The following is a 24844-nucleotide window of genomic DNA, read 5'->3' as shown; positions in this document are numbered from 1 at the left end:
CTCTCTTAGCCATGATTCGAAGTATTAAAGCTTGATAATACGTGACGGCGGTATCCTGCACGACGCCATGCGAGTCTAGGGTCAAAACTGAGAGCCGCGAGCATCGTCAAAATCACCACTGCTCCAAACGCAATGGCTCCACTTCCCGGTTCGATACTCAGAAGAGCCCCGAACTGCCCAAGAGCAGAGAGCAAAATCACGACAAACACATCTAGCATGGACCACTGTCCAATAAACTCGACAACACGATATAACTGTGTCCGAGACTTTAACCCACGAGCAGCACCAAATTGAGTAAGCGCGACAAGAGTTGAAAGGGTAATCAGTTTAAAAACCGGTACCAAGACACTCGCCACAAACACCACGAGTGCGATATCCCAGGATCCCAGTTGGTACAGTTCAATCACGCCACCTACGATCGTATGACCAGAAGACCCACCGACAGAGGTGATTTGCATGATGGGCAAGAGATTGGCTGGCACATACATGATGGCAGCAGCGAGCAACAACGCCCAGACACGACTGATTTGCTGGGGTGATGGGGGTTTGGGTATTTCGGGCGGTTGAGCAGGTACACCTAAATCCAAAGCCATCAAGCGCAACCTTCTTTTACTAAGTCGCGCGAGGCTCGTGATCAGTAATGCGGCACAGGCCGTAGCGAAAAGTCCGACACCTAATACCAGAGAGGCTAATCCAGCCAGTTTGACCGCAGCAACCAGAATACCCAACAAAAATACAGGTACCATGCACCAAGGTTTCAAATGATCGATGATCTTGATGACGGCTTCGAAAAAAAGCGGCAGCCGTCCAAAAGACAAAGGTATAAGTACCCAAAATAATAAAAAAAGGTGTAAGACCGGCAACAAAAATCCGGCAGCGAACGTTGCAATTGAAACCTCAGGGTAGCCTTCACGCCATACTACGGAAACCGCATCAAAAAAAGTCGCGGCTTGTCCTTGGCCTTGAAGAAAAAGTGTCATAACAGGATAAGCATTAGCAAAGCCTAGGCTGATCAAGGCGGTCAAAACAATCGCCAACCAAGCCATGGGCGTAAAAGCACCGTAGGACTCCAACACACTATTGCAGCGCAGGCATTGCGCCCATTGATCTGGCTCTAGGGTCGGTCGCGCATAAGAAGCCCCACATTGATGGCAAGTCAACGTGAGGGGCTGAGCGAGATTCAGCGATCGTTGCTGAGACACCGAAGGTCCTTTCGATGCCGTCATTAGAGGACCAGTTCGGCTTCCTGATCAGATCCCTTTGCCGCACCAGAAGGCTTTGTGTCCTTGACGTCAAAATCTAGCGTCACCTTGCCATCCGCATCGACATCAACCAAGACAGAGCCGCCATCAACTAACTTGCCGAACAGCAACTCATCTGCGAGAGCACGCCGCAAGGTGTCCTGAATCAGACGCTGCATCGGACGCGCGCCCATCAGGGGATCAAAACCATTCTTGCCGAGGTGGGCACGCAGCGCATCAGTAAAGGATGCGTCAACACGCTTGTCGTGCAATTGATCCTCGAGCTGCATCAGGAACTTGTCCACCACGCGTAAAATCACCTCTTGGCTCAGTGCTGCAAAAGGCACAATTGCATCAAGACGGTTACGGAATTCGGGTGAAAAGAGACGCTTGATATCGCCCATCTCATCACCACTCGCACGGGTGTTTGAAAAACCAATGTTGGGTTTATTGAGAGCCTCTGCCCCAGCATTGGTCGTCATCACTAAAATCACATTGCGAAAGTCAGCTTTGCGACCATTGTTATCCGTCAATGTTCCGTGGTCCATGACTTGCAACAAGATATTAAATACATCCGGATGCGCTTTTTCAATCTCATCCAACAACAACACGCAATGTGGCTGTTTGTTTATGGCTTCGGTTAACAAGCCACCTTGGTCGAAACCAACATAGCCTGGAGGCGCACCGATGAGACGAGAAACAGTATGACGCTCCATGTACTCAGACATATCGAAACGCAATAACTCAACCCCAAGCGTAAAAGCCAACTGGCGAGCAACCTCTGTTTTACCGACGCCGGTTGGGCCAGAAAAGAGAAAAGCACCAATCGGTTTTTCTGGACGACCTAAACCAGAGCGCGCCATTTTGATTGCACCCGCAAGGGCTTCGATGGCACCATCTTGACCATAAACAACGGTCTTGAGATCGCGCTCAAGCGTCGCAAGCTTGCTGCGATCATCGCTTGATACGGTTTGTGGTGGAATACGAGCGATCTTGGACACAATCGCTTCGATGTCTGTTTTACCAATGATTTTCTTTTGCTTTGAACGTGGTAAGAGACGCTGGGCGGCCCCTGCCTCATCAATCACATCGATCGCTTTGTCAGGCAAATGCCGATCATTGATATGCCGGGCAGAAAGCTCCGCCGCGGCTGTCAGCGCAGCACTGGAGTATTTGACACCATGATGGTCCTCAAAACGTCCTTTGAGGCCGCGCAGAATTTGAATCGTCTGCGCTACAGTCGGCTCAGATACATCAACTTTTTGAAAACGACGAGAAAGTGCTGCATCTTTTTCGAATACACCGCGAAACTCAGTGTAGGTTGTTGCTCCGATACACCTGAGTTGGCCAGAGGACAAGGCAGGCTTGAGCAAATTGGAAGCATCCAGAGTGCCGCCTGAAGCCGAGCCCGCACCAATCAATGTATGAATTTCATCAATAAACAAAATCGCTTGCGGATTATTTTTTAACTGTTTGAGCACGCCCTTCAAGCGCTGCTCAAAATCACCGCGGTATTTTGTGCCGGCTAACAGCGCCCCCATATCAAGGGAAAAAACTTGCGCATCTTGTAAAACTTCGGGCACTTCGCCTTGTGTAATGCGATAAGCCAAACCTTCGGCGATTGCTGTTTTTCCGACGCCCGCTTCGCCCACCAATAGTGGATTATTTTTACGGCGACGGCACAAGGTTTGGATCACACGCTCGACTTCATATTCGCGACCTATCAAAGGATCAATCCGACCCGCTGTGGCGGCCGCATTCAGATCCTGTGTATACAAATCAAGCGGAGACTGACGCGCCTCACCAGATTGTTCTGCGCCCTCACCCTGCTGCTCTTTAGGAGCGGGTGTTTCAGCCGCGGCTTGCTTACTGATGCCGTGAGACAAATAGTTCACAACATCCAAGCGTGAAATCCCTTGTTGCTGCAGATAAAAAACAGCATGAGACTCCTTTTCGCCGAAAATCGCGACAAGAACATTCGCACCTGTCACTGGCTTCTTGGAAGCTCCGCCCGCCGACACATGCATGATGGCACGTTGAATGACGCGTTGAAAACCGAGCGTAGGTTGGGTGTCGACCTCTGCACCTGCAGGGATGACGGGCGTATTGTCCGTCACGAACTTGCGCAAATTATTGCGCAATTCGTCCATGTTGGCGGAGCAGGCGCGTAACACTTCAATGGCCGCTGCATTATCTAATAGCGACAACAATAAGTGCTCGACAGTGATGAACTCATGTCGAGCCGATCTCGCCTCGACAAAGGCCATATGCAGGCTAACTTCAAGCTCTTGGGAAATCACATTTCCTCCGACGTTCTATCAAGTGTTACACCGTTAAATTGCATTCTATGCCTTAATTGTCACTTGCCGGTTCCATGACGCATTGCAATGGATGTTGGCGAGTCCGTGCATGCTGCGCAACCTGCGCAATACGACTGGCTGCGATGTCATGCGGGTAAACCCCACACACCCCTTTTCCTTCGTGGTGAACTTGCAACATAATACGCATTGCTTCTTCGTGACCTTTGCTAAAAAACTTCTGTAAAACATGAACGACAAACTCCATCGGCGTGTAGTCGTCATTGAGGAGAATCACCCTGTACATAGGCGGCGGAGTGGTTTTAGCACTCTGCTTCTCGACAACGAGATCTGGACTGGAAGAAATACGAGCGGGCATAATCAACAGTTCAATTTAGAAGGAAGCCATCATTTTATAGACCAGTTTGATACAAAACTTCATTTAAGGTTCAGGATACTAGGCAAACCGATACTTGACGAACTTATAAAATCTAACGAATATCACAACACATTCAAAAAACTTGAGTGTCAAGATGCCGGAAGCAGATTTTTTGCAGCATACGCTTTTGATCAGTTTTCCGTTTGATTTGTACAACGCACATAAGAGGCAGTCGGAATGTCAGACTCGACCACAAGCAATGGCCCAAAGGTCACAGGAACCGTCAAGTGGTTCAACGATGCGAAAGGCTTTGGATTCGTCACACCCGATGACGGCGGAGAAGACCTGTTTGCACATTTTTCAGCGATCCAGATGAATGGGTTTAAAACACTCAAAGAAGGCCAAAAAGTCGCCTTTGAAGTCACTCAGGGTCCTAAGGGCAAGCAAGCTACAAATATAACTGCTGCATAAGCAGCTGGGGTGAATAACCCCTTGGATACTACGCAATGTATAGATGGTTCACGCCTGAAAAACAGCGCGACCTTAGGGTCGTGTTGTTTACTTTTTTTATGAGCTTGATTTCCCTTTCGGCAGCGCATGGGCAGACAAATCCTACGCTTCCGATCAAAAAACTCAACGCAGGCATGCATGTCATTCATGCGGAGATTGCGGCCACGCCTGAGACGCGCAGAACTGGACTGATGAATCGTAAATCGCTCGCCCCCAATCACGGCATGCTGTTTGTCTTTGACCAAGTACTTGTTGAGTGTTTCTGGATGCGCAATACCTTTATACCTTTGTCGATCGCTTTTTTGCTTGAGGATGGCACGATCGTCAACATCGCTGACATGAAACCACAAAGCGATGAGTCTCACTGCTCAAGCAAACCGGTCAGATTTGCGCTCGAAATGGAACAAGGCTGGTTTGCGGCTCGCGCAATGACGCCAGGCAAAAAAATACTCGGCCTGCAATGACCGAGTATCGTTTTTTGTACCACGTGTCGCATACGCCGCTAGGAACGTTTAGACACGCTCTACAATGAGAGCGATGCCCTGGCCCACACCGATACACATCGTACACAAGCCATAGCGCCCTCCCGTCACTTCAAGCTGGTGGACAGCTGTCATCACTAGGCGAGCACCGCTCGCGCCAAGTGGGTGGCCCAATGCAATCGCTCCGCCATTCGGATTGACGCGAGGATCGTTATCCGCAATACCGAGCATGCGCAATACAGCGAGGCCCTGCGCGGCAAAAGCTTCGTTTAACTCGATGACATCCATCTGGGCAAGCGTCAAGCCCGCAAGAGCAAGTACTTTTTGTGAAGCGGGTGCGGGCCCGATACCCATAATACGAGGCTCGACGCCCGCTGTCGCCATCGCGACAATCCGAGCGCGCGGCTTGAGACCATGAAGGGCAGCAGCCTGTTCGTGCGCGATCAACATCGCCACCGCGCCATCATTGACACCCGAGGCGTTTCCCGCGGTCACTGAACCGCCCTCGCGAACGACGCCTTTAAGTTTGCCCAGGGACTCAAGGGTCGTTTGACGAGGATGCTCATCACGATTCACAAGGATTGCATCCCCCTTCTTTTGAGCAATGCTGACTGCGACGATCTCGCTCTCAAAATAGCCATTTTTCTGGGCGGCAGCCGTCTTTTCCTGACTGGCCATCGCGAACAGATCTTGATCCGCACGCGAAATATTGAACTGATCCGCCACATTTTCAGCTGTTTCGGGCATCGAATCGACGCCGTACTTCGCTTTCATGAGTTTGTTGACGAAACGCCAGCCAATCGTTGTATCGAAAATCGAAGCGCTTCGTGAAAAGGCGGAATCAGCCTTGCCCATCACGAAAGGTGCGCGCGTCATGCTTTCAACACCACCCGCCAACATCAAGGAAGCATCTCCCGCACGAATCGCACGCGCAGCCGTGCCAATCGCATCCATCCCAGAACCACACAGACGATTGATCGTGCCGCCAGGCACAACATCAGGCAATCCTGCCAACAGTGTAGCCATGCGAGCGACGTTACGATTGTCCTCGCCAGCTTGATTGGCGCATCCCATCAGCGCATCGTCGAGTTCATCCCATTTCACGCCAGGATTGCGTTCTGCTAAAGCACGCACGGGGATTGCTGCCAAGTCATCGGGACGAACTGAGGCGAGCGAACCCGCATAGCGACCAAAGGGTGTACGGATTGCATCACAAATATAAGCGTGTTTGTCCATGAGGGATCTCTTGTTGAATGTTTAAAGTCTCTTGCCAAATCTTAGCGCAAAAAAATGGCAAAAAAAAACCGGCCAATCCGGCCGGCTCATATCAAGGCGTATGAATTAACCGAGATTTTTAGCTGCAAATGACCAATTCACCAAGTTCCAAAAGCTCTCGAGATACTTGGGTCGAGCATTTCGGTAGTCAATGTAATAGGCATGCTCCCAAACGTCACAGGTCAACAAAGCAACGTCTGTCGTGGTCAGAGGAGTCGCGGCGTTGCTTGTGTTGACGATATCAAGCGAGCCATCCGCCTTTTTAACAAGCCAGGTCCATCCCGAGCCAAAGTTACCAGCAGCGGATTTGTTGAAAGCCTCTTTGAAAGCGGCAACACTACCCCACTTTGCATTGATCGCATCAGCCAGCTTGCCTGTAGGCTCGCCACCCGCCTTGGGCGCCATGCTGTTCCAATAAAAGGTGTGGTTCCAAACCTGCGCGGCATTATTAAAAATGCCACCTGAGGATTTTTTAACGATTTCCTCGAGCGAGGCTGTCTCAAACTCAGTGCCAGGAATCAGGTTATTCAAGTTGGTCACATAGGCTTGATGGTGCTTGCCGTAGTGGAACTCAAGTGTTTCTTTGGAGATGGTAGGTGCCAAAGCATCCATTGCATAAGGCAAAGCGGGAAGTGTGTGGGCCATTGTTGCAAAGTCCTCGTGAATGTGGTGGATGAAACGAATTTTTCCTATTGTATCGGACGTCATGAGCTCCTGGCTACAACCCCTATTGCGGACAAGGGTTAGCAGAACCCTAACAGGCTCAATCGTCCGAACGGTCGAGACTTTGAACCTGAACAGAAGCCGCTCCTTTAGCAAGGCTGATTTCCACAATTTGACCAAGCTTGAGATCTTGGCTGGAACGAATCACTTGGCCTTGTGTGCTTCGAACGATCGCGTAGCCGCGGCTTAAGGTTTGCTCAGGGCTCAACGCGCGCAACTGTGCTTCTAAACCCATCAGGCTTGCCTGTCGCATCGCGAACAACCTACGCTGGCACACACTGAGCGCTGTCGTAGCTCTTAAAAGGCCCGCACGCTGAGTACTCGCCTCGGGCAATACGAATTTGAGACGCGCTTGTGCCCGATCCGACTGGACGCGATACTGCTGAAAAGCGCGCTGGGAAACATGACGCAGCCTATAGACGAGTCCGTTGAGCCGTTCTTCTTGATGGGATAGGCGTTGAGCTGGCGAAATCATACCCACCGAAATGCGATCCAAGCGCTGCGACATTTGTTCGAGTTTACGTCGCATCACATTGCTTAATTGAACACGCGCACGTGATACTCGCCCCAACAGTTCAGAACGCGCGACACAGACGAGCTCAGCCGCAGCGGTAGGCGTAGGCGCACGTAAATCCGCCACAAAATCAGCGATCGTGAAGTCTGTTTCGTGCCCAACGCCAGAGACAACAGGGATAACACTTGCGGAAATATCTCGCGCTAATGCTTCATCATTGAAACTCCAGAGGTCCTCAATACTGCCCCCTCCTCTGACAAGCAAAATAGTGTCCACCTCTTGCCTTTCATTCGCTAAAGCTAAAGCCTGTCTGAGCTGTAATGAAGAGCCCGTTCCTTGAACCATTGCTGGGTAGATCACAATCTGAACGTGGGGAGCACGACGCGCCAAAGCGGTCAGAACATCGCGTAACGCCGCAGCGGACAATGAGGTGATGACCCCTACTGCGCGAGGATGGTCGACAATTTTACGTTTATGAGCGGAATCGAATAAACCTTCTTGGTCCAATTTACTTTTTAAAGCAAGAAACGCCTCAAAAAGCGAGCCTAAACCCGCGCGTCGTAACTGCTCTGCCTGAATCTGATACTCACCTCGCGCTTCATAAAGCGTCACCCGCCCTTTGAGCTCGATCGAATCTCCTGCCTTAGGCATAAAACCCACTGCGGCCGCTTTACTGCGAAACATGACAGCTTTGACCGAGGCACCATTGTCTTTGAGCGTAAAGTACCAGTGACCAGAGGCAGCGGGCATAAAATTAGAAACTTCACCCCGAACCCAACTCACATCGAAACTGTCTTCCAAAAGGCGGGCGACAGCTTGATTGAGCTCAGACACTGTCAGAAAGTCCCGCGTGAATGCTGCATTGTCTTGTTGATCGCTAAGTGCCATAAGGGGTCTACACCAAAGATTGTCCACAAACGTCATAAATCCGTAATAAGTGTTTGTGGTTAAAGAATATATTGTTTTAGATACAAAATCGCATTAAATAAATTTAGTAACTAATTGTTATCATTGAGTAATAATTAAATCCATCATAAATTGCTCAATTTTTAAGCAAATACTCGAAAGCACCCATTTTCCATCATTTCAGAAGATGCACACAGAATTATCCACAAGTTCTGTGGATAGCTTTTAATACGCTTTAGACTTGCCAACTGTCCTGTCGCACCCGTACCATGCCATCATTGTGCTGTGCAATCCATCCTAATGCTAGAGAGGTTACTTTTTGCAATCTATTGTCATTCAGGCAGGCTGGCCCATCTGGCCATTGATCGCCCTGTCCATCGTTGGTTTGGCCATCGTGATCGAACGTGCATTAAGCCTTAATATTGCGCGCCTTATTCCTCGCGACCTACCCGCCCAAGTCATACAAATGGTTCGCGCCAAGGCAGACTCGCCCGAGGCGATTGAAAAACTTCGTGCGTCTTCTCCACTGGGCCTAATCCTTGCCGAACTGCTTCGGTGCAAACACTTGCCTCCCGCAGAACTCCGATGCGCAGTCGAGGATGCCGGTCGTGATGTTTCCCACATATTACAAAAATACCTCCCCGCCCTAGCTACGGTGGCAAGCATTGCGCCACTCATGGGATTGTTTGGAACAGTCGTAGGTATGATCGAAATTTTCGCAGCTTACAAACCGGATGGTTCAGATCCGACAGAGTTGGCACGCGGCATTTCCATTGCGTTGTACAACACAGGGTTTGGAATCCTGATTGCGATTCCAGCTGTCATAGCGCATCGATTATTCAAGTCCAGAGTTGAAGCGCTTTTATTAAAGATGGAGCAAGCGACTCGTTATGTTGCCCAAAATATTAAGCATTCCACCTGATGAACTTTCGCTCAAACGCCTCTTCAGACGATAGTCCAGACATCAATTTGATTCCTTTAATTGATGTTTTGCTTGTAATGTTGATTTTTTTAGCAGCAACCACAACGTTTACGCGTGAGCGGCAGCTCAGCATTTCTTTACCCCAAGCGAACGCCGAGCAAACGACAGTATCAACAATAGAGATTTCCATTGCTCAAGATGGACGCTACGCCATCGCGGGAGCCCTCATTTCCCCAAGCAATCTGGTCGCTCGCTTAAAAGCACAACGTTCAGATCAAAAAGATAGCGCCTTGATCATTCGCGCGGACGCAATGGCCCCTCACCAAGCCGTCGTTCACGCGATGCAAGCGGCACGTGAGGCCGGCATCAACAAAGTGCACTTTGCCACACAGGCTGCGCAGTGAGCACCAAAGGTCTGCGCACGAGTATGGAACATTGGCTGCAGCGCCAGTGGCAACAAAGGGGGGTGTGGGCATGGTCAATGGCCCCGCTCTCCCTCCTGTTTGGTGTAATCCTAAAAATTCGCGCAATTCACCATCGTTACTTCAAGCCAGATACCCATTTTCCAATCCCTGTCGTGGTGGTTGGCAATATCTATATCGGTGGAACAGGAAAAACACCCGTCGTCATCGCGCTCGTCAAGCAATTACGTGCCCTAGGTTGGCATCCTGGTGTCATTAGCCGAGGATATGGTACTCAGATCGGTGACATGCCTCTAGTGGGACAGGGAAAACTTGATCCCAGCCTTTTTGGTGATGAGCCTGCTTTGATCGCTCGGGAAACTGGCGCTCCGATCGCAGTGCATCCTAATCGACCCCAGGCTTATTTTTCCCTCTTGGCACACAATCCGCAGATTGACTTGGTCATCTCAGACGATGGCTTACAACACCTCAGGCTGCACCGAGACATTGAAATTGTTGTGCAAGATGAGCGCGGAACCGGCAATGGTTGGTTGTTGCCTGCCGGCCCCCTGCGAGAGCCCGTTAGCCGCTTAAATACCGTCCAGGCTCTGATTTCTAGAACTGACAATGTCTCTCCCCCACCCTTGACCACAACGTCTTCCTTGGTGCGAAAAACGGCGGCTACATTACGGATCATTCAGTTCAGAAATCTCTACAGCGGACAATTACTTGATCCGCCAAGCTTCATTGCGCATGTCAAGGGAATCAAAGTCATCGCTATTGCTGGCATTGCCAACCCACCACAGTTTTTTATAGGCTTGCTTAAAATCGGTATCCGACTCTCCGAACAACGCGCTTTGGCTGATCACTTCACGTTCGAAGCATCGACATTTCAAGCCCTGGATGCAGAATGTGTGGTCATGACGGCGAAAGATGCTGTCAAGTGTGAAAGCATGGAGGACAAGCGGCTTTGGGTCGCGGAGGCAGAGATGTGCTTTTCAGAGTCTGATTTTTTGCCATGGTTAAACGCGCAATTAAAGGCAAAATCCGTGCAGTCACATCACGATTGATTACAATATAACGATGCAAACACGCCTGCTTGACCTTCTTGTCTGCCCCCTTTGTAAGGGTCGTCTCTACCTGAACTCTGATCATACGGAACTCGTTTGCCGGGGTGATCGGCTAGCCTTCCCTGTTCGTGATGGCGTTCCGGTGATGCTTGAAGCCCAGGCACGCCCATTGGCCGATGCCCAAGATCATCCCGACAATGCCTAAAGGCAAGTGAATACACGCATGCAACCGTTCATCGTCATCATTCCCGCACGTAAGGCCTCGACTAGGCTTCCGGGAAAAATGTTGGCTGATCTTGCAGGGATTCCGCTTGTTGTTCGTGTTGCACATCGTGCTGCAGCCTCGGCCGCCACGAAGGTGTATGTCGCAACAGATGATGCGTCCATCGCAAGCGCTGTTCGCGCTCATGGCATTGATGTTCTGATGACCCGCGAGGACCACCCTTCAGGCACTGATCGTTTGGCGGAAAGTGTCTCGTTACTCAAGCTTTCTGATGACGACATTGTCGTCAATGTTCAGGGTGATGAGCCCTTGATTGATCCAGCGTTGATCAACCAGGTGGCGGCATCGCTTGCACAACATCCCCAGGCAGCGATGTCGACCTGCGCAGCGCCGATCTCTGAGGCGTCCAGCTTCTTTAATCCAAACATTGTCAAGGTTGTTTGCGACAGTACATCGCATGCTCTCTATTTTTCTCGCGCCCCTATCCCTTGGGATCGCGATGCCCTAAGCCAAGGATCACAAGTGTTGAGTCAGGGACTGCCGGCCCTCCATCACATTGGCCTGTACTCTTACCGTGTTCATTTTTTAAAAATCTTTCCCTCTTTATCACGAGGTGTACTCGAAAGTATTGAGTCCCTCGAGCAACTGCGGGCGCTTGAGCACGGCTTCAAGATCGCCGTTCATTTGACGGACCGGCACCCTGGGCCAGGAGTCGATACCCAGGCAGATTTGGACCGCGTTCGTCAAATACTGGCCAAAGAAGGTTTAACGTCAGGGTAAGCACCACAAAAGCCCAACTGCGTCAACTGCTGCGATGCGGCATAATATTGTCAATCATCACTCAAAGTATCGGGAGTTCATATGCGTCTAATTCTGCTGGGTCCGCCAGGTGCTGGCAAAGGCACGCAAGCGGCATATATCACCGAACATTTCGGTATTCCTCAAATTTCTACGGGCGATATGCTCCGCGCAGCCGTCAAAGCCGGTTCTGCGCTTGGTATTGCCGCCAAAAAAATCATGGATGCGGGCGGGCTAGTATCGGACGAGATCATTATTGGTCTAGTCAAAGATCGCCTGACACAACCGGACTGCAGCAAAGGTTATCTTTTCGATGGCTTTCCGCGTACGATTCCGCAAGCCGATGCGCTCAAGCATGCAAAAGTCGGCCTTGATTTTGTCGTTGAAATTGCGGTTCCCGAACAAGACATCATCGAGCGCATGAGTGGGCGCAGGATCCATCCCGGCAGTGGTCGCAGCTACCATGTTCGTTTTAATCCTCCCAAAGTCGCAGAACAGGACGACGTAACTGGCGAGAAACTCGTCCAGCGCGAAGACGACAAAGAAGAAACCGTGAGACACCGCCTTCAGGTCTATCGAGATCAAACACGTCCACTCATTGATTATTATTCCTCATGGGCCATCGCAGATGCGTCAGCCCCACGCTACCGCAAGGTCCAAGGCGTTGGCTCGGTCGATGAGATCAAAGCCCATATCTTTGCCGCGCTCGTTTAACCAACAAGAACAGTCTCATGGAAATCAACAATAAAGTTTTTATCGTTACGGGTGGTGCTTCGGGCTTGGGCGCGGGTACTGCAAAAATGCTCTGTACGCATGGAGCCCGTGTTGTACTCGCCGACGTTCAAGACGAAGCGGGTCAAGCGCTCGCCAAGGAACTTGGCCAACGCTATATCCATTGCGATGTTACTCAAGAGCAAGATGCTCTCGCTGCCGTTGCGGCAGCCCTTGAACTCGGCCCCCTCTTCGGCTTGATCAACTGTGCTGGCATCGCGCCTGCGGCTAAAACTGTAGGGAAAAATGGCGCACATCCTTTAGAAATGTTTCATAAAGTCATTTCTATCAATTTAATCGGTAGCTTTAATATGATTCGCGTGGCCTCTGAGGCCATGAGTAAAAACAAGGCAGAACCAACCGGCGAACGCGGCGTGTTGATCAATACCGCTTCCGTGGCGGCTTATGATGGACAAATTGGACAAGCAGCGTATGCAGCGTCCAAGGCTGGCGTCGTCGGGATGACACTCCCCGTTGCACGCGACCTCGCACCGTTGGGGATCCGATGCGTCACGATCGCTCCAGGCATTTTTGGAACACCGATGATGTTTGGGATGCCTCAAGCCGTTCAAGACTCTCTCGCAGCCAGCATCCCTTTTCCCTCTCGCTTTGGTCGGCCCGAAGACTACGCCAAACTCGTCCATCAAATTGTCACCAACGAAATGCTTAATGGCGAAACGATTCGTCTGGACGGCGCTATTCGCATGCCACCAAAATGAGCCTGTTGCGTGCCGCCGCAACCGTCAGCAGTTTCACTCTGCTGTCGCGCATCACGGGTTTGGCACGCGACATTATCATTGCCCGCGCGTTTGGCGCCGGGTCTTTAAGCGATGCCTTTTGGGTCGCTTTCCGTATCCCTAACCTACTGCGTAGACTGTTTGCCGAAGGTGCCTTTGCGCAAGCCTTCGTGCCAATTTTAGGTGAAGTTAGAAACCAACACGAGTCAGAAGCCGTTCGGGTTTTACTGGACCGTGTGGCCATCACCTTATTTCTTGTTCTTTCCCTCACAACGATTGTTGGGGTGGTCGGCGCCCCGTGGGTCGTCATGGCAATGGCCAGCGGCTTAACGGATCCGACTCGCGCATCCGATTTTGATTCGGCCGTCTGGATGACTCGGGTGATGTTCCCCTACATCATTTGCATGTCTCTTGTCGCTTTCGCCTCCGGGGTTCTCAATACCTGGCGACGTTTTGCAGTCCCGGCCTTTACACCAGTCTTGTTAAATCTTTCAATGATTGGCTGCAGCTTGTTGCTTTCGGACTATTTTTCAAAACCAATTTATGCCTTGGCAGCAGGCGTCATGCTTGGCGGACTCGCACAGCTCGCTGTTCAATGGTGGGCGCTGAGTAGACTTGGACTCAGACCTCGCCTGATCGGCCCCGTCAAACCTGCACTGAGTGACCCGATCGTACGGCGCATCATGAAACAAATGTTGCCAGCCACCTTGGGGGTGTCAGTGGCTCAGATTTCACTATTAATCAATACAAATATTGCCACATGGCTGACCCCAGGAAGTGTGACCTGGCTCTCCTTTGCGGATCGACTCATGGAGTTCCCCACAGCCCTAATCGGGGTTGCGCTTGGTACGGTTCTTTTGCCAAGTCTTGCTAAAGCGCATGCTCAACCTGAGGGGCAGCTGCACTACAGCCATTTACTGGACTGGGGACTCAGACTGATGCTTTTGCTGGGCCTACCTGCTGCACTGTGTATGGTCATGATGGCTGACGCTTTGGTCGCGACGCTCTTTCATTACGGTGCCTTTAATGCTTCGGATGTATCCCAAACGCGATTGGCCGTTATGGCTTATTCGGTCGGGCTGGTGGGGCTGCTGACGATCAAAATTCTTGCGCCTGGCTTTTATGCCAAACAAGACATCCGCACGCCAGTCAAAATTGCGATTGGCGTGCTTGTTCTGACTCAGGTCATGAATCTCTTTTTGGTGCCTTGGCTTGCCCATGCGGGTCTAGCGCTCGCGATCGGCGTGGGTGCATGTTTGAATGCCATGGCACTGTACATTGGCCTTAGACGCAAAAAAATATACCAACCGGCTCCTGGTTGGGGTGCATTCCTACTCAGACAAACTTGTGCTTTGGTGGTGATGGCGGTTCCTTTGGGGTTGGCTGCAACCCAGATTGATTGGGTCGCCCTTCAACCGACCCCGTGGCTCAGAGTTTTGTGGCTATTGGGGGTCTTAACCCTCGCGGGCGTAAGCTATCTCTTGACACTATTAGGCCTAGGAATGCGTCTTAAACACTTTAGAAGAGCCCCGGATGCAACAGAGAGACCAAATTTGACCCATTAGGGTGTCAATAGGGTTTGCAATTCAGGGACTTAGTGCTAGAATAACTGACTGAACTCAACCAAATGCGCTCTTTATTACTTCATACTGGGCGCGCATTTTAAAGATAAGACAGATTATTCATGGCAAATACAGCCCAAGCCCGTAAACGTGCACGCCAATCGGTGGCGCTTAACATGCACAATTCCAGCCTGCGTTCGATGTTCCGTACCGCTATCAAGCGTGTGCGCACAGCGATTGAAAGCGGCGATAAGGCCGCTGCGGCTGAAGTTCTCCAAAAAGCAACGAGCGTGATTGACCGCGTTGCCGATAAAAACATTATTCATAAAAACAAAGCGGCACGTCATAAGAGCCGCTTGTCTGCAGCGATTAAATCTTTGGCTTAATGTTCGATCTGCATTTATTTGCAGAGCTTGTCATCAGTCAATGATCAAGTAGTCGTATTGCACAAAAAGAGGCTTTTGTTTCTTAGGTGCGTATTTGAAACAGCCCTTCATGGGCTGTTTTGCTTTTATATTTTTCTAGACGGAACATATTCTCATGACTAAGCAACGTATTCTGCAAATTGGCTCTCTTACTGGACACCCTCCCGCAGATGCGGAGATCGCTGCTCGCTATGACGTACTGCAATATTGGAAAGCGGCTGATCCACAGGCTTTTTTACGCGAACATGCCGATAGCATCGAGGTCATCGCCACCTCTGCAAACATTGGTTGCAAAGCGGAGGTGATCAACGCTCTACCTAACCTAAAAGCCATCTGCAGTTGGGGCGTCGGTTACGACTCCATCGATGTCGATGCCGCTCAACTTAGAAAAATTATTGTTAGCAATACACCTGACGTACTCAATGATTGCGTCGCTGATTTGGCTTGGGGACTCCTGATTGCCGCTGCCCGCAATATTGGATGGGGTGACAGATTTGTACGTGCTAATCATTGGGAAAATAAGAAAGGTAGTCTGACGCTTGGCACACGCGTGAGTGGCAAGAAACTGGGTATCGTAGGACTCGGTCGCATCGGTGAAGCCATCGCGCGTCGTGGACAAGGCTTTGATATGGAAGTGGCTTACCACAACCGTCGTGCTCGCACAGATGTTCCCTACACCTATATTGACTCACTGGTCGAACTTGCGAAATGGAGCGATTTTCTTGTCGTCGCAACCGTTGGAGGCGCTAGTACGCGTAGTCTAATCAACGAACCCGTACTGCGCGCATTGGGGCCAAAAGGTATCCTGGTCAATATCGCTCGTGGCTCAGTCATTGATGAACCTGCAATGGTTCGCGTCCTCACAGAAGGGGCCCTCGGTGGCGCAGGTTTGGATGTTTTTGATAAAGAACCTATCGTTCCGGATGGGCTAAAGTCCATGAACAATGTTGTACTCATGCCTCATGTTGCAAGTGCGACGCATGAAACGCGCCGTGCGATGTCAGACTCTTTGCTGGACAATCTGGCTTCTTACTTCTCTCACGGCAAAGTGCTCACGCCCATTGACTAGGTGTCTGGCAGATTTATCGTCTAACGGGATCGACCATCAAATCGGTCTCTACTTTTAAAAGATTATCTTTCGCAAAGTCGTGAACAAATTTCCAGGCAAGCGGTTCGAGGTCTCTTAAGCGGTGATCGATCACGACACACCGCGTGCCATCGATCACCGTCGGAGTCGCGTAAGGCGAATAGGAAAGATGCCCACCAAGCGTGCCCGCAGGACGATAGGGAGCGAGGACGCCCGCAAGGCGTTCAGCCCAATCACTCGGTCTAAATGTTGTGCCGGATTGAGTTTGGCCAAAAATGATGAAATAGCGAACTTCTGATGTCATGCATAACCCGTATCGCCGATTACCAGACTCAAAAACTTCTGAAACATGAGCCTGTCACTAAGATTGTATATGATTGATGTTTTACGCCCATACACGCGATCCCGCTTGACGGGCATTTTCACTACGGAGCCCCGGCGATGACCTCTGCCATTTCGAATACGTATGCCCGACTTCCCGTTGCCTTTACACATGGAAAAGGCGTTTGGCTATGGGATACCAATGGTCGACGTTATCTGGACGCCATGGCGGGTATCGGTGTTTCTTGCTTGGGTCATGGGCACCCAAAACTCGTCGAGGCCATCAGCCAGCAGGCCGCCCGCCTCATTCACACCTCAAACCTGTACCAAGTGCCAGAACAAGAGGCACTTGCGCAAAAGATCGTCGAGATTTCGGGGATGACTGAAGTTTTGTTTGGAAATAGCGGTGCCGAAGCCAACGAGGCGGCAATCAAGCTTGCCCGCTACTATGGTTACAAAAAAGGCAACGACCTCCCCACGATCATTACGATGGAGTCGTCATGGCATGGACGAACGTTGGGAACCCTTGCGGCGACCGATAGCGAAAAAGCCCGTACTGGCTTTGGTCCTCTGCCAGAAGGTTTTATCAAAGTCGCCTATAACGACCTCAACGCGATCAAAGCAGCCGCAGACAAAGAGCCCCGCGTTGTTGCCGTCCTGCTCGAGGTCCTGCAAGGTGAAGGCGGCATACGGCCCTCGGATATTTCCTACATGCAAGAACTGCGCAAACTGTGCAACGAGCGCGGTTGGCTCATGATGATCGACGAAGTTCAGTCGGGCATTGGACGAACAGGAAAGTGGCTGGCCCATCAATGGGCGGATATTTTGCCTGATGTCGTTGTCTTGGCCAAAGGCCTGGGTGGTGGCGTTCCCATTGGCGCTATCGCAGCGAGGGGTCCCGCTGCCGGTGTCCTCGGACCAGGCAGTCACGGCACCACCTTTGGTGGCGGACCTTTAGTCTGCGCAGCGGGCAATGCGACACTTAAAACGCTGGAGGATGACAATCTGCTCGCCCATGCAGCCAAGGTCGGCAATCACCTCAAAGCGGCCCTAGAAAAGGCACTTAAAGGGGTGCCTGGCGTGCGCGAAGTCCGGGGTCAGGGTCTGATGCTGGGCGTTGAGTTGGACAAACCCTGTGGCGTCTTGGTGGGCCGCGCGCTCGAAGCCGGCCTCTTGATCAACGTGACGAGAGATCGCGTGATTCGTATGTTGCCTCCCCTGATTATTACGGAGGGCGAAGCCGATGAAATCGTCAACATCCTTGTGCCTTTGATCAAAACCTTTAACGCTGAGCAATAAGCCGCTCACATCGAGTAAATCATGTCAAAAGCCGCAAAAACTAACGGCCCTCTCAGGCATTTCCTGCAATTCAGTGATTTCACACCCACTGAATTGCATTACGTTCTGGACAGAGCCCGGCTCATCAAGGACAAATTCAAGCAGTATCAGCCTCATCACTCCTTGCATGACCGTACCTTGGCAATGGTCTTTGAAAAGGCCAGTACACGGACAAGAGTATCCTTTGAAGCGGGTATGTATCAATTGGGTGGCTCTGTGATTCATCTGACCACCAACGACTCACAGCTTGGCCGCTCAGAACCCATCGAGGACACCGCACGCGTGGTGTCACGCATGGTAGACATTGTCATGATCCGCACGTTTGAGCAAACACGCCTTGAGCGCTTTGCACAACATTCGCGTGTTCCCGTGATTAATGGCTTGACCAACGAGTTTCATCCATGCCAGATCTTGGCTGACATTTTCACATTCATCGAAAACCGCGGAAGTATCACCGGTAAAACTGTGGCTTGGGTCGGCGATGCCAACAATATGGCCTACACCTGGCTGCAGGCTGCTGAATTGTTAGATTTCAAACTGCATGTCTCGGCCCCTGTGGGTTACAGACTTGAAGCCGAGCGTGTCGTTCATGCCGAGGCATCCGTCCTTAAAGAATTTACGGATCCGAATGAGGCTTGCCAAGGCGCACATCTCGTCACGACGGATGTCTGGACGAGTATGGGTTACGAAGCTGAAAATGAAGAGCGTCGCAAGGCCTTCAGTGATTGGTGCGTGGATCAAGACATGATGAGTCGCGCAGCACCCGATGCCTTATTCATGCATTGCTTGCCTGCGCATCGAGGAGAAGAAGTCACTGCTGAAGTTCTCGATGGTCCGCAGAGCGTAGTTTGGGATGAGGCAGAAAATAGACTGCACGTTCAAAAGGCTTTGATGGAATTCCTCCTGCTTGGTCAACTCGACATATAGTTTCTGTCCGTTGAACGGGTTAACATTCTCACTTTCTACACATAGAGCAGCACATGAGCGATATTAAAAAAGTTGTTTTGGCCTACTCAGGCGGACTCGATACCTCGGTCATTTTAAAATGGCTCCAAGACACCTATCAATGCGAAGTCGTGACCTTTACCGCTGATATCGGACAAGGCGAAGAGCTCGAGCCCGCTCGTGCGAAAGCCATTAAGTTCGGCATCAAACCTGAGCAAATATTTATTGACGATCTACGCGAAGAATTTGTGCGTGATTTTGTCTACCCCATGTTTCGCTGCAATACCGTCTACGAAGGCGAGTATCTGCTAGGTACGTCCATCGCACGCCCTTTGATTGCCAAGCGACAAATTGAAATCGCCCGCAAAGTCGGCGCTGATGCGGTATCTCATGGCGCAACCGGCAAAGGTAATGACCAAGTACGTTTTGAACTTGGCTATTACGCGTTGGAGCCAGGCATTAAAGTGATCGCCCCTTGGCGCGAGTGGGATTTGGTTTCTCGCGAAAAACTTTTGCAATACGCAGAAGACGCTGGCATTTCGATTGACATGAAGCACAAGCAAGGTGGTGCTCCCTACTCCATGGATGCCAACTTGCTCCATATTAGCTTCGAGGGTCGCCACCTAGAAGATCCAAAAGCCGAAGCCGAAGAGTCAATGTGGCGCTGGACCGTCTCGCCCGAGGCCGCACCCGACATAGCAGAATACCTTGATATTGAATTTGAGCATGGCGATATTGTTGGGCTTAATGGCGTGCGTCTTTCACCAGCCCAAGTTCTCACAAAACTCAACGAACTTGGCGGCAAACATGGCATTGGCCGTCTCGATCTGGTTGAAAACCGCTATGTTGGCATGAAGTCCCGCGGCTGCTATGAAACTCCCGGCGGTACGATCATGCTCAAGGCACACCGCGCCATCGAATCTATCACGCTTGATCGTGAAGTCGCGCACCTCAAAGATGATTTGATGCCGCGTTATGCCTCCTTGATTTACAACGGTTACTGGTGGTCACCAGAACGTCGTGCGCTACAAGCCCTGATTGACACAACCCAACAAGACGTGAATGGTTGGGTTCGCGTCAAGCTCTACAAAGGCAATGTCTATACCGTTTCTCGGGACTCTAAAGACACACTCTTTGATCAGAGAATCGCAACCTTTGATGATGATGGCGGTGCCTATAATCAGGCAGATGCTGCGGGCTTCATTAAGCTCAATGCGTTACGCATGCGCATCGAAGCCCGCGCAGGTCGCAAATAAATCAAGCGTGACAAGGGCGTGCTTTCGTGGGGACCCACTAGAGCACGCTACGAGCCTTGACGAAACATTAAAGTTGAAGCTGGCTGAGTCGTTCCATACGACTGAGCTGAGCGCCTTTGCGCAAGCCAGGAAACAATATCGTGATTCGCACCCCAGCCATCTGAGGACCGCTGATCAGATTCCACCACGCACCGTGCGCCCGTGCAATCTCGCGCACCAAGGCCAAACCTAAACCTGAACCGCCCTCTAAAGCATCCGCTGCACGGTAAAAAGCATCAAAAACCCTGCCTTGATCCTGCACACTGATGCCACAACCATCGTCTTCGACCGACAACGTAGGCGGTGTCGCACTAACGTTTAAGCGTATGCGCTTTGCACCTTGCGCATATCTCAGAGAATTGTCTATAAGATTTCCTAATAGCTCTCTGAGCAAAATTGGGTCGCCTTCTATCCAAACAGGATGATCGGGTGCCTCGAGTTGCAAGTCGATTTTGCGTCCGTTGGCTCGCTCCAACCACTCTGCCCCACAGGTGCGTGTCCACTCACACAAATCAAGCATCACGAATTGGTCTTGCGGACGCCCCTCGGGATCAACTCTGGCCAACAGCAATAACTGCGTACCGAGTCTAATCATGCGATCTGTGACCATCTTGATGCGCTCCGCCCTCTCTCGCACATCTTCTGGTAAAGGCTGGGCCAACATCAGCTCAGACTCGAGCTTCAGGCCCGCTAAGGGTGTTTTAAGCTGATGGGCAGCATGCCCAACAAAGCGCCTCTGTGCTTCGAACGTATCATTTAAGCGTGAAAATAGCGCATTGGTATGGGTCAAAAGCTGCTCAAACTCTGTCGGTAACTCCTCTAAATCCATACGACCAAGATCTGCGGCGGATCTTTGGGAGATCTGTTCAGATAAGGTATGGATAGAGGCCATGCTACGTTTCACAACGCTGATGACGACCCAAACTAACGAAGCTATGAGAATCGTTTGACCAAAAATCATGAGCCAAAAAATATCCTCTCGCTGCCATTCGTCGCTATCGAGTTTGTGGGAAATCAACCAAGTGAGCAGTTGATCCAACAACACTAAAGCAATGATGGGCGGCAATAGGCGCATTATCAGCAGCCTAGCTAGAGAACCTGGTGCGGGAAAGAACGTCATGAGACCTACTCCGAGGACTCTTGTTCAAGCATATATCCAAAACCTCTGACGGTTTTAATGGCGACGCCCATTCCCTCGAGCCTTTTCCTCAATCTATAAACATAGACCTCGACAGCGTTTTCACTAAAGTCTGCCTCCATAGCAGAAAGCGCTTGCGTAATTTGTTGCTTGGTCACGATTTTGCCAGCTCTCGACATCAGCATCTCCAACACTGAGAGCTCGCGAACCGAGACCGATAACAACTCGCCCGCCACGCGCACTTCTCGATGGACAGTATCAAAACTGAGCGAACCGTACTCGATCACAGGCACAACAGCGCCGTGATGTCTGCGCGCGAAGGCACGCAAACGTGCCGCAAGCTCGTCTAATTCAAAGGGTTTTGATAGGTAGTCATCCGCTCCAGCATCCAGGCCGGCAACACGGTCTACGAGGGCATCACGCGCAGTTAAAACCAACACCGGAAGATAGCGCCCCTCTCGACGGAAGGACTTTAAAACTTCTAAACCGTCAAGATCGGGAAGATTGAGATCTAGAACTGCGAGATCATAGGTGTAGTTTTTGATGGCTACTAGCGCGCGCTGTCCCTCTGCAAGCCAGTCAACAGCGTAACCCTGACCTGTCAAGAATTCTTGTAGCGCTCGACCTAAGGTCGCATCATCTTCTATCAATAAAACTCTCATACTGGAGATTTTACTCTCAGTATGGATTTAAGAGGCTGTGATTGGTGGGTGCTACAGGGGTCGAACCTGTGACCTACGCCTTGTAAGGGCGCCGCTCTACCAACTGAGCTAAGCACCCCGTGCGTTTCTCAATGAAAGGCAAAAACTAGGGGCCAACACAGCAAAAAAACAAATGCGGTTCGCATTATAGCGAACCGCATATTTTAAGCAACTAAAAGTGCGTATTAATTAACTGCTTCTTTCAGTGCTTTGCCTGGACGAAACTTAGGCACTTTTGCTTTTTTAATCTTGATTGCTTCGCCGGTGCGTGGGTTACGGCCCGTACGAGCAGCGCGTGCTGTCACAGCAAATGTGCCGAAACCAACGAGTGTTACAGTGCCACCCTTTTTAAGGGTTGTCTTGACAGCAGCAATCATCGCATCAAGTGAACGGCCGGCGGCCGCTTTAGAAATGTCAGCCTTGGTGGCGATGTGATCGATCAATTCTGTTTTGTTCATATTCTAGATACCTCAGATGGTGTTAAAAAAAGCCGGAGTTTATTTTTATCCGTGCCAAACCGAAAAAAAGTGCAATTAAACCAATACAGCACGTGTCTATATTAAGCCTCGGTATGCTGCGGCTGTCAAGAAAAAATCATCGTATAAGCCGCAACTTACTTGAATGTAAGAAAATGGCATGTTTTACTGAGTCTAAACGACGTTCATCGACATCGTTACTAGCGATAAATAGAAAACTGCGTTAAAAGCGCATCAAAATGAGAGCGTTAATCTTTTTAGCTTTTACACTTTTCGAAAGCCTGAGCGAAATCAGCTAACAGATCGGCTTCGTCTTCGATGCCTACAGATAATCGAATCAAGCCTTCTGCAATACCCATTTGCGCACGCAAAGCAGGACCCATTTCATAATAAATAGTTTGGGCGGCAGGAAGCGCGAGACTCCGGGTGTCACCCACGTGCGTCGCTAAAATAACAATCTCAAGATGGTTTAGAAAATCAAAACTATCAATACCTTCTTTCAGCTCAAAGGCAATCAAATTGCCAAAACGACCGTTAAACAACTTCTTGGCACGCTCATGCTGAGGGTGGGTGGCTAATCCAGGATACGCGACCCTTGAAACACTTGGGTGTTTAAAGAGATAGGTCGCTAAAGCTTGAGCATTGCTACAAATTTTGGTTAAGCGCAAAGAAAGAGTTTCAGCACCAACAGCAATACGATGGGCGGCATCGGCTGAAAGCGTAGCGCCCATATCGCGAAGACCCTTTTTCTTGATTTGAGTGAGCCCCCAACCCGCTACAGCGCCCTTTTTATAGACATCTAAGATATTGGGAAATTGAGTCCAGTCATACAATCCAGTGTCGGTTAACGAACCGCCTAAAGCATGCGCATGCCCGCCGATATGCTTAGACAGGGAATTCATGACAAACGTCGCTCCAACCGATTTTGGTTGAAAGAGCCAGGGAGATGTCAACGTATTGTCTACGACATACATCAAGCCATGCTTGGCGCACAGTCCGCCAATCGCCTCAAGATCGGCAATTTGTGTACCTGGATTGGCGATCGTTTCGGTGAACACCATTCTTGTATTGGGACGAATCGCAGCAGCAACCGCGGAGATGTCAGTGGGGTCCACCAAGGTCAATTCGATGCCCAGTAACTCCAGGGTCCCAAAAAGACTATTTGTATTGCCGAAAATAAATTGACTGGAAACAAGATGGTCGCCCGCTTTGAGAAGCGTCGTAAACAAGGCCGCTAAGGCCCCCATCCCGGTAGCAAAGCTCAAACTCGCAATGCCACCCTCCATCGCCGTAATTTTTTTTTCTAAGGCATCCGTTGTGGGCGTTCCTTGACGCGCGTAGGTATAGCCCGGCTTGCCTTGAAACACGGCAGCCAACTCCCTCGCATCCGGATAGGCATATTGAGTCGACGTGTGAATTGGCTTGTGGACCGCACCATGCTCGACAGATAATCGGCGGTCGCCATGCAAAATCGTAGTGGTAAATCCGTGCTTAGCCATGACGAATACTCAATAAAAACTGTGGAATAAAGAGCGACAGTTTAATTGAATAATCCTGCCGTAAAGATCATTTAATGCTGCGTTGCCTCACTGATTCGTAAAGGCAAACGGCTGTCGCCACACTCACATTCAAACTCTCGACGCTGCCAAGCATAGGAATATGAACCAATTCGTCACAGGTTTCTCGCGTCAAGCGACGCATGCCCTCGCCTTCGGCACCCATGACCCAACCCATTGAGCGTTTACCTTGAGTTTGATGTATGTCTTCAGGCGCTTGGTCGTCCGTTCCCACAAGCCAGATATCGCGATCTTTGAGTTCACGCATCGTACGCGCCAAATTCGTCACCATGATGTATGGGACTGACTCAGCAGCGCCACACGCCACGCGCTGTACAGTCGTATTCAGTCCAACGGCACGATCTCTTGGTGCTACCACAGCGTGAACTCCCGCTGCATCCGCGGTTCGTAAACAAGCACCAAGATTATGCGGATCCGTCACACCATCCAAAATCAATAGCAAAGCGGCCCCCTCGACACCATCCAGCACCTCATCCAGATCATCGGCTAGTTTGCGCGCATCCGCGACCGCCACAACACCTTGGTGCCGAGAGCCTCCGGCAAGTCCGTCAAGTCGATCCGACCCCACAAGATGAACAGGACGCCCTGCCTGACTGACCTGCTCAATCAAAGACTGCATCCTCTTGTCTTTGCGTTGCGCTTCGACATAGACCTCGCGAATCGATTCAGGCGCCTGGCGAAGGCGCGCAATGACTGCGTGAAAACCTGCGAGCATTTGTGTTGCTGCCAT

General features: G+C 50.7%; 27 protein-coding genes and 1 tRNA gene. 15 read left to right on the top strand and 13 right to left on the bottom strand.

Annotated features, from left to right (window positions below; all coding sequences use genetic code 11):
• Nucleotides 1-5: 5 nt before the first annotated feature.
• From AC8GE9_RS00495 to clpS, 3 genes are read right to left on the bottom strand one after another with little or no spacing between them, the layout of a single operon-like run.
• The gene (locus AC8GE9_RS00495; RefSeq protein WP_506675166.1) at nucleotides 6-1226 is read right to left on the bottom strand and encodes a paraquat-inducible protein A; all 1221 of its coding nucleotides are present in this window, start codon (nucleotides 1224-1226) and stop codon (nucleotides 6-8) included.
• Nucleotides 1226-3541 carry an ATP-dependent Clp protease ATP-binding subunit ClpA gene (clpA, locus tag AC8GE9_RS00490; RefSeq protein WP_506675165.1) on the bottom strand — a complete coding sequence of 772 codons (2316 nt, stop codon included), beginning with the start codon at nucleotides 3539-3541 and terminating at the stop codon, nucleotides 1226-1228. The genes AC8GE9_RS00495 and clpA overlap by 1 nt, the downstream gene beginning before the upstream one ends.
• Before the next feature lie 52 nt (nucleotides 3542-3593).
• Nucleotides 3594-3917 carry an ATP-dependent Clp protease adapter ClpS gene (gene clpS, locus AC8GE9_RS00485; protein WP_506675164.1) on the bottom strand — a complete coding sequence of 108 codons (324 nt, stop codon included), beginning with the start codon at nucleotides 3915-3917 and terminating at the stop codon, nucleotides 3594-3596.
• 237 nt (nucleotides 3918-4154) lie between these two features.
• On the opposite strand from clpS, the gene AC8GE9_RS00480 reads away from it, so the two are divergent.
• Together AC8GE9_RS00480 and AC8GE9_RS00475 are read left to right on the top strand one after the other, a co-directional pair.
• Complete coding sequence (locus tag AC8GE9_RS00480; RefSeq protein ID WP_290194239.1) at nucleotides 4155-4388, top strand: cold-shock protein; 234 nt, start codon at nucleotides 4155-4157, stop codon at nucleotides 4386-4388.
• A gap of 35 nt (nucleotides 4389-4423) precedes the next feature.
• Nucleotides 4424-4891, top strand: a complete 468-nt coding sequence (locus AC8GE9_RS00475) for a DUF192 domain-containing protein (protein ID WP_506675163.1) — start codon at nucleotides 4424-4426, stop codon at nucleotides 4889-4891.
• 48 nt (nucleotides 4892-4939) lie between these two features.
• On the opposite strand, the gene pcaF is transcribed toward AC8GE9_RS00475, so the two are convergent.
• The 3 genes from pcaF to xseA all read right to left on the bottom strand — a co-directional run bounded on the left by pcaF (nucleotide 4940) and on the right by xseA (nucleotide 8309).
• Nucleotides 4940-6145, bottom strand: coding sequence for a 3-oxoadipyl-CoA thiolase (pcaF, locus tag AC8GE9_RS00470; protein WP_506675162.1), 1206 nt, complete (start codon nucleotides 6143-6145; stop codon nucleotides 4940-4942).
• 105 nt (nucleotides 6146-6250) lie between these two features.
• Nucleotides 6251-6829 (bottom strand): superoxide dismutase [Fe], encoded by a 579-nt coding sequence (gene sodB / locus AC8GE9_RS00465; protein ID WP_506676278.1) that lies wholly within the window; start codon nucleotides 6827-6829, stop codon nucleotides 6251-6253.
• Nucleotides 6830-6947: 118 nt separating this feature from the next.
• Nucleotides 6948-8309, bottom strand: coding sequence for an exodeoxyribonuclease VII large subunit (gene xseA / locus AC8GE9_RS00460; RefSeq protein ID WP_506675161.1), 1362 nt, complete (start codon nucleotides 8307-8309; stop codon nucleotides 6948-6950).
• A gap of 337 nt (nucleotides 8310-8646) precedes the next feature.
• On the opposite strand from xseA, the gene AC8GE9_RS00455 reads away from it, so the two are divergent.
• From AC8GE9_RS00455 to AC8GE9_RS00410, 10 genes are all read left to right on the top strand, one after another.
• On the top strand, nucleotides 8647-9249 hold the full coding sequence (locus AC8GE9_RS00455; protein WP_506675160.1) for a MotA/TolQ/ExbB proton channel family protein: 603 nt from the start codon (nucleotides 8647-8649) through the stop codon (nucleotides 9247-9249).
• On the top strand, nucleotides 9249-9653 hold the full coding sequence (locus tag AC8GE9_RS00450) for an ExbD/TolR family protein (protein WP_506675159.1): 405 nt from the start codon (nucleotides 9249-9251) through the stop codon (nucleotides 9651-9653). The genes AC8GE9_RS00455 and AC8GE9_RS00450 overlap by 1 nt, the downstream gene beginning before the upstream one ends.
• Nucleotides 9650-10720, top strand: coding sequence for a tetraacyldisaccharide 4'-kinase (gene lpxK, locus AC8GE9_RS00445; RefSeq protein ID WP_506675158.1), 1071 nt, complete (start codon nucleotides 9650-9652; stop codon nucleotides 10718-10720). The genes AC8GE9_RS00450 and lpxK overlap by 4 nt, the downstream gene beginning before the upstream one ends.
• Before the next feature lie 13 nt (nucleotides 10721-10733).
• Nucleotides 10734-10925 carry a Trm112 family protein gene (locus AC8GE9_RS00440; protein ID WP_506675157.1) on the top strand — a complete coding sequence of 64 codons (192 nt, stop codon included), beginning with the start codon at nucleotides 10734-10736 and terminating at the stop codon, nucleotides 10923-10925.
• A gap of 18 nt (nucleotides 10926-10943) precedes the next feature.
• A complete protein-coding gene (gene kdsB, locus AC8GE9_RS00435; RefSeq protein ID WP_506675156.1) occupies nucleotides 10944-11723 on the top strand; it encodes a 3-deoxy-manno-octulosonate cytidylyltransferase in 780 nt (259 codons plus the stop codon).
• 81 nt (nucleotides 11724-11804) lie between these two features.
• Nucleotides 11805-12455: an adenylate kinase gene (gene adk / locus AC8GE9_RS00430; protein ID WP_506675155.1), complete on the top strand. Its 651-nt coding sequence runs from the start codon at nucleotides 11805-11807 to the stop codon at nucleotides 12453-12455.
• Nucleotides 12456-12472: 17 nt separating this feature from the next.
• Nucleotides 12473-13231: a 3-hydroxyacyl-CoA dehydrogenase gene (locus tag AC8GE9_RS00425; RefSeq protein ID WP_506675154.1), complete on the top strand. Its 759-nt coding sequence runs from the start codon at nucleotides 12473-12475 to the stop codon at nucleotides 13229-13231.
• Complete coding sequence (gene murJ, locus AC8GE9_RS00420; protein ID WP_506675153.1) at nucleotides 13228-14814, top strand: murein biosynthesis integral membrane protein MurJ; 1587 nt, start codon at nucleotides 13228-13230, stop codon at nucleotides 14812-14814. The genes AC8GE9_RS00425 and murJ overlap by 4 nt, the downstream gene beginning before the upstream one ends.
• Before the next feature lie 119 nt (nucleotides 14815-14933).
• Nucleotides 14934-15197, top strand: coding sequence for a 30S ribosomal protein S20 (gene rpsT / locus AC8GE9_RS00415; RefSeq protein WP_506675152.1), 264 nt, complete (start codon nucleotides 14934-14936; stop codon nucleotides 15195-15197).
• 154 nt (nucleotides 15198-15351) lie between these two features.
• Nucleotides 15352-16305, top strand: coding sequence for a 2-hydroxyacid dehydrogenase (locus AC8GE9_RS00410; RefSeq protein ID WP_506675151.1), 954 nt, complete (start codon nucleotides 15352-15354; stop codon nucleotides 16303-16305).
• Between the two features lie 13 nt (nucleotides 16306-16318).
• Here AC8GE9_RS00410 and AC8GE9_RS00405 read toward each other — a convergent pair whose 3' ends face one another.
• Nucleotides 16319-16627 carry a DUF3579 domain-containing protein gene (locus AC8GE9_RS00405; RefSeq protein WP_506675150.1) on the bottom strand — a complete coding sequence of 103 codons (309 nt, stop codon included), beginning with the start codon at nucleotides 16625-16627 and terminating at the stop codon, nucleotides 16319-16321.
• A 137-nt stretch (nucleotides 16628-16764) separates the two neighbouring features.
• Between AC8GE9_RS00405 and AC8GE9_RS00400 the strand changes: the two genes are divergently transcribed.
• Genes AC8GE9_RS00400 through AC8GE9_RS00390 form a run of 3 tightly spaced genes read left to right on the top strand, consistent with a single transcriptional unit; the run spans nucleotide 16765 to nucleotide 20183 of the window.
• Complete coding sequence (locus AC8GE9_RS00400; RefSeq protein WP_506675149.1) at nucleotides 16765-17943, top strand: aspartate aminotransferase family protein; 1179 nt, start codon at nucleotides 16765-16767, stop codon at nucleotides 17941-17943.
• Nucleotides 17944-17964: 21 nt separating this feature from the next.
• Entirely contained in the window at nucleotides 17965-18909 is a 945-nt protein-coding gene (gene argF, locus AC8GE9_RS00395) for an ornithine carbamoyltransferase (protein ID WP_506675148.1), read from the top strand.
• 53 nt (nucleotides 18910-18962) lie between these two features.
• A complete protein-coding gene (locus tag AC8GE9_RS00390; RefSeq protein WP_506675147.1) occupies nucleotides 18963-20183 on the top strand; it encodes an argininosuccinate synthase in 1221 nt (406 codons plus the stop codon).
• 67 nt (nucleotides 20184-20250) lie between these two features.
• On the opposite strand, the gene AC8GE9_RS00385 is transcribed toward AC8GE9_RS00390, so the two are convergent.
• The 6 genes from AC8GE9_RS00385 to rlmB all read right to left on the bottom strand — a co-directional run bounded on the left by AC8GE9_RS00385 (nucleotide 20251) and on the right by rlmB (nucleotide 24844).
• A complete protein-coding gene (locus AC8GE9_RS00385; protein ID WP_506675146.1) occupies nucleotides 20251-21342 on the bottom strand; it encodes a sensor histidine kinase in 1092 nt (363 codons plus the stop codon).
• A gap of 5 nt (nucleotides 21343-21347) precedes the next feature.
• Complete coding sequence (locus AC8GE9_RS00380) at nucleotides 21348-22022, bottom strand: response regulator (protein ID WP_506675145.1); 675 nt, start codon at nucleotides 22020-22022, stop codon at nucleotides 21348-21350.
• A gap of 42 nt (nucleotides 22023-22064) precedes the next feature.
• A tRNA-Val gene (locus tag AC8GE9_RS00375) sits at nucleotides 22065-22140 on the bottom strand.
• A 106-nt stretch (nucleotides 22141-22246) separates the two neighbouring features.
• On the bottom strand, nucleotides 22247-22519 hold the full coding sequence (locus tag AC8GE9_RS00370; protein WP_506675144.1) for an HU family DNA-binding protein: 273 nt from the start codon (nucleotides 22517-22519) through the stop codon (nucleotides 22247-22249).
• Nucleotides 22520-22794: 275 nt separating this feature from the next.
• A complete protein-coding gene (locus tag AC8GE9_RS00365) occupies nucleotides 22795-24036 on the bottom strand; it encodes a cystathionine gamma-synthase family protein (protein WP_506675143.1) in 1242 nt (413 codons plus the stop codon).
• Nucleotides 24037-24103: 67 nt separating this feature from the next.
• The gene (gene rlmB, locus AC8GE9_RS00360; protein ID WP_506675142.1) at nucleotides 24104-24844 is read right to left on the bottom strand and encodes a 23S rRNA (guanosine(2251)-2'-O)-methyltransferase RlmB; all 741 of its coding nucleotides are present in this window, start codon (nucleotides 24842-24844) and stop codon (nucleotides 24104-24106) included.

The organism is Zwartia lucis, from assembly GCF_965234455.1.
Classification (GTDB): domain Bacteria; phylum Pseudomonadota; class Gammaproteobacteria; order Burkholderiales; family Burkholderiaceae_B; genus Zwartia; species Zwartia lucis.
This window is presented reverse-complemented; position numbering and strand designations above follow the sequence as displayed.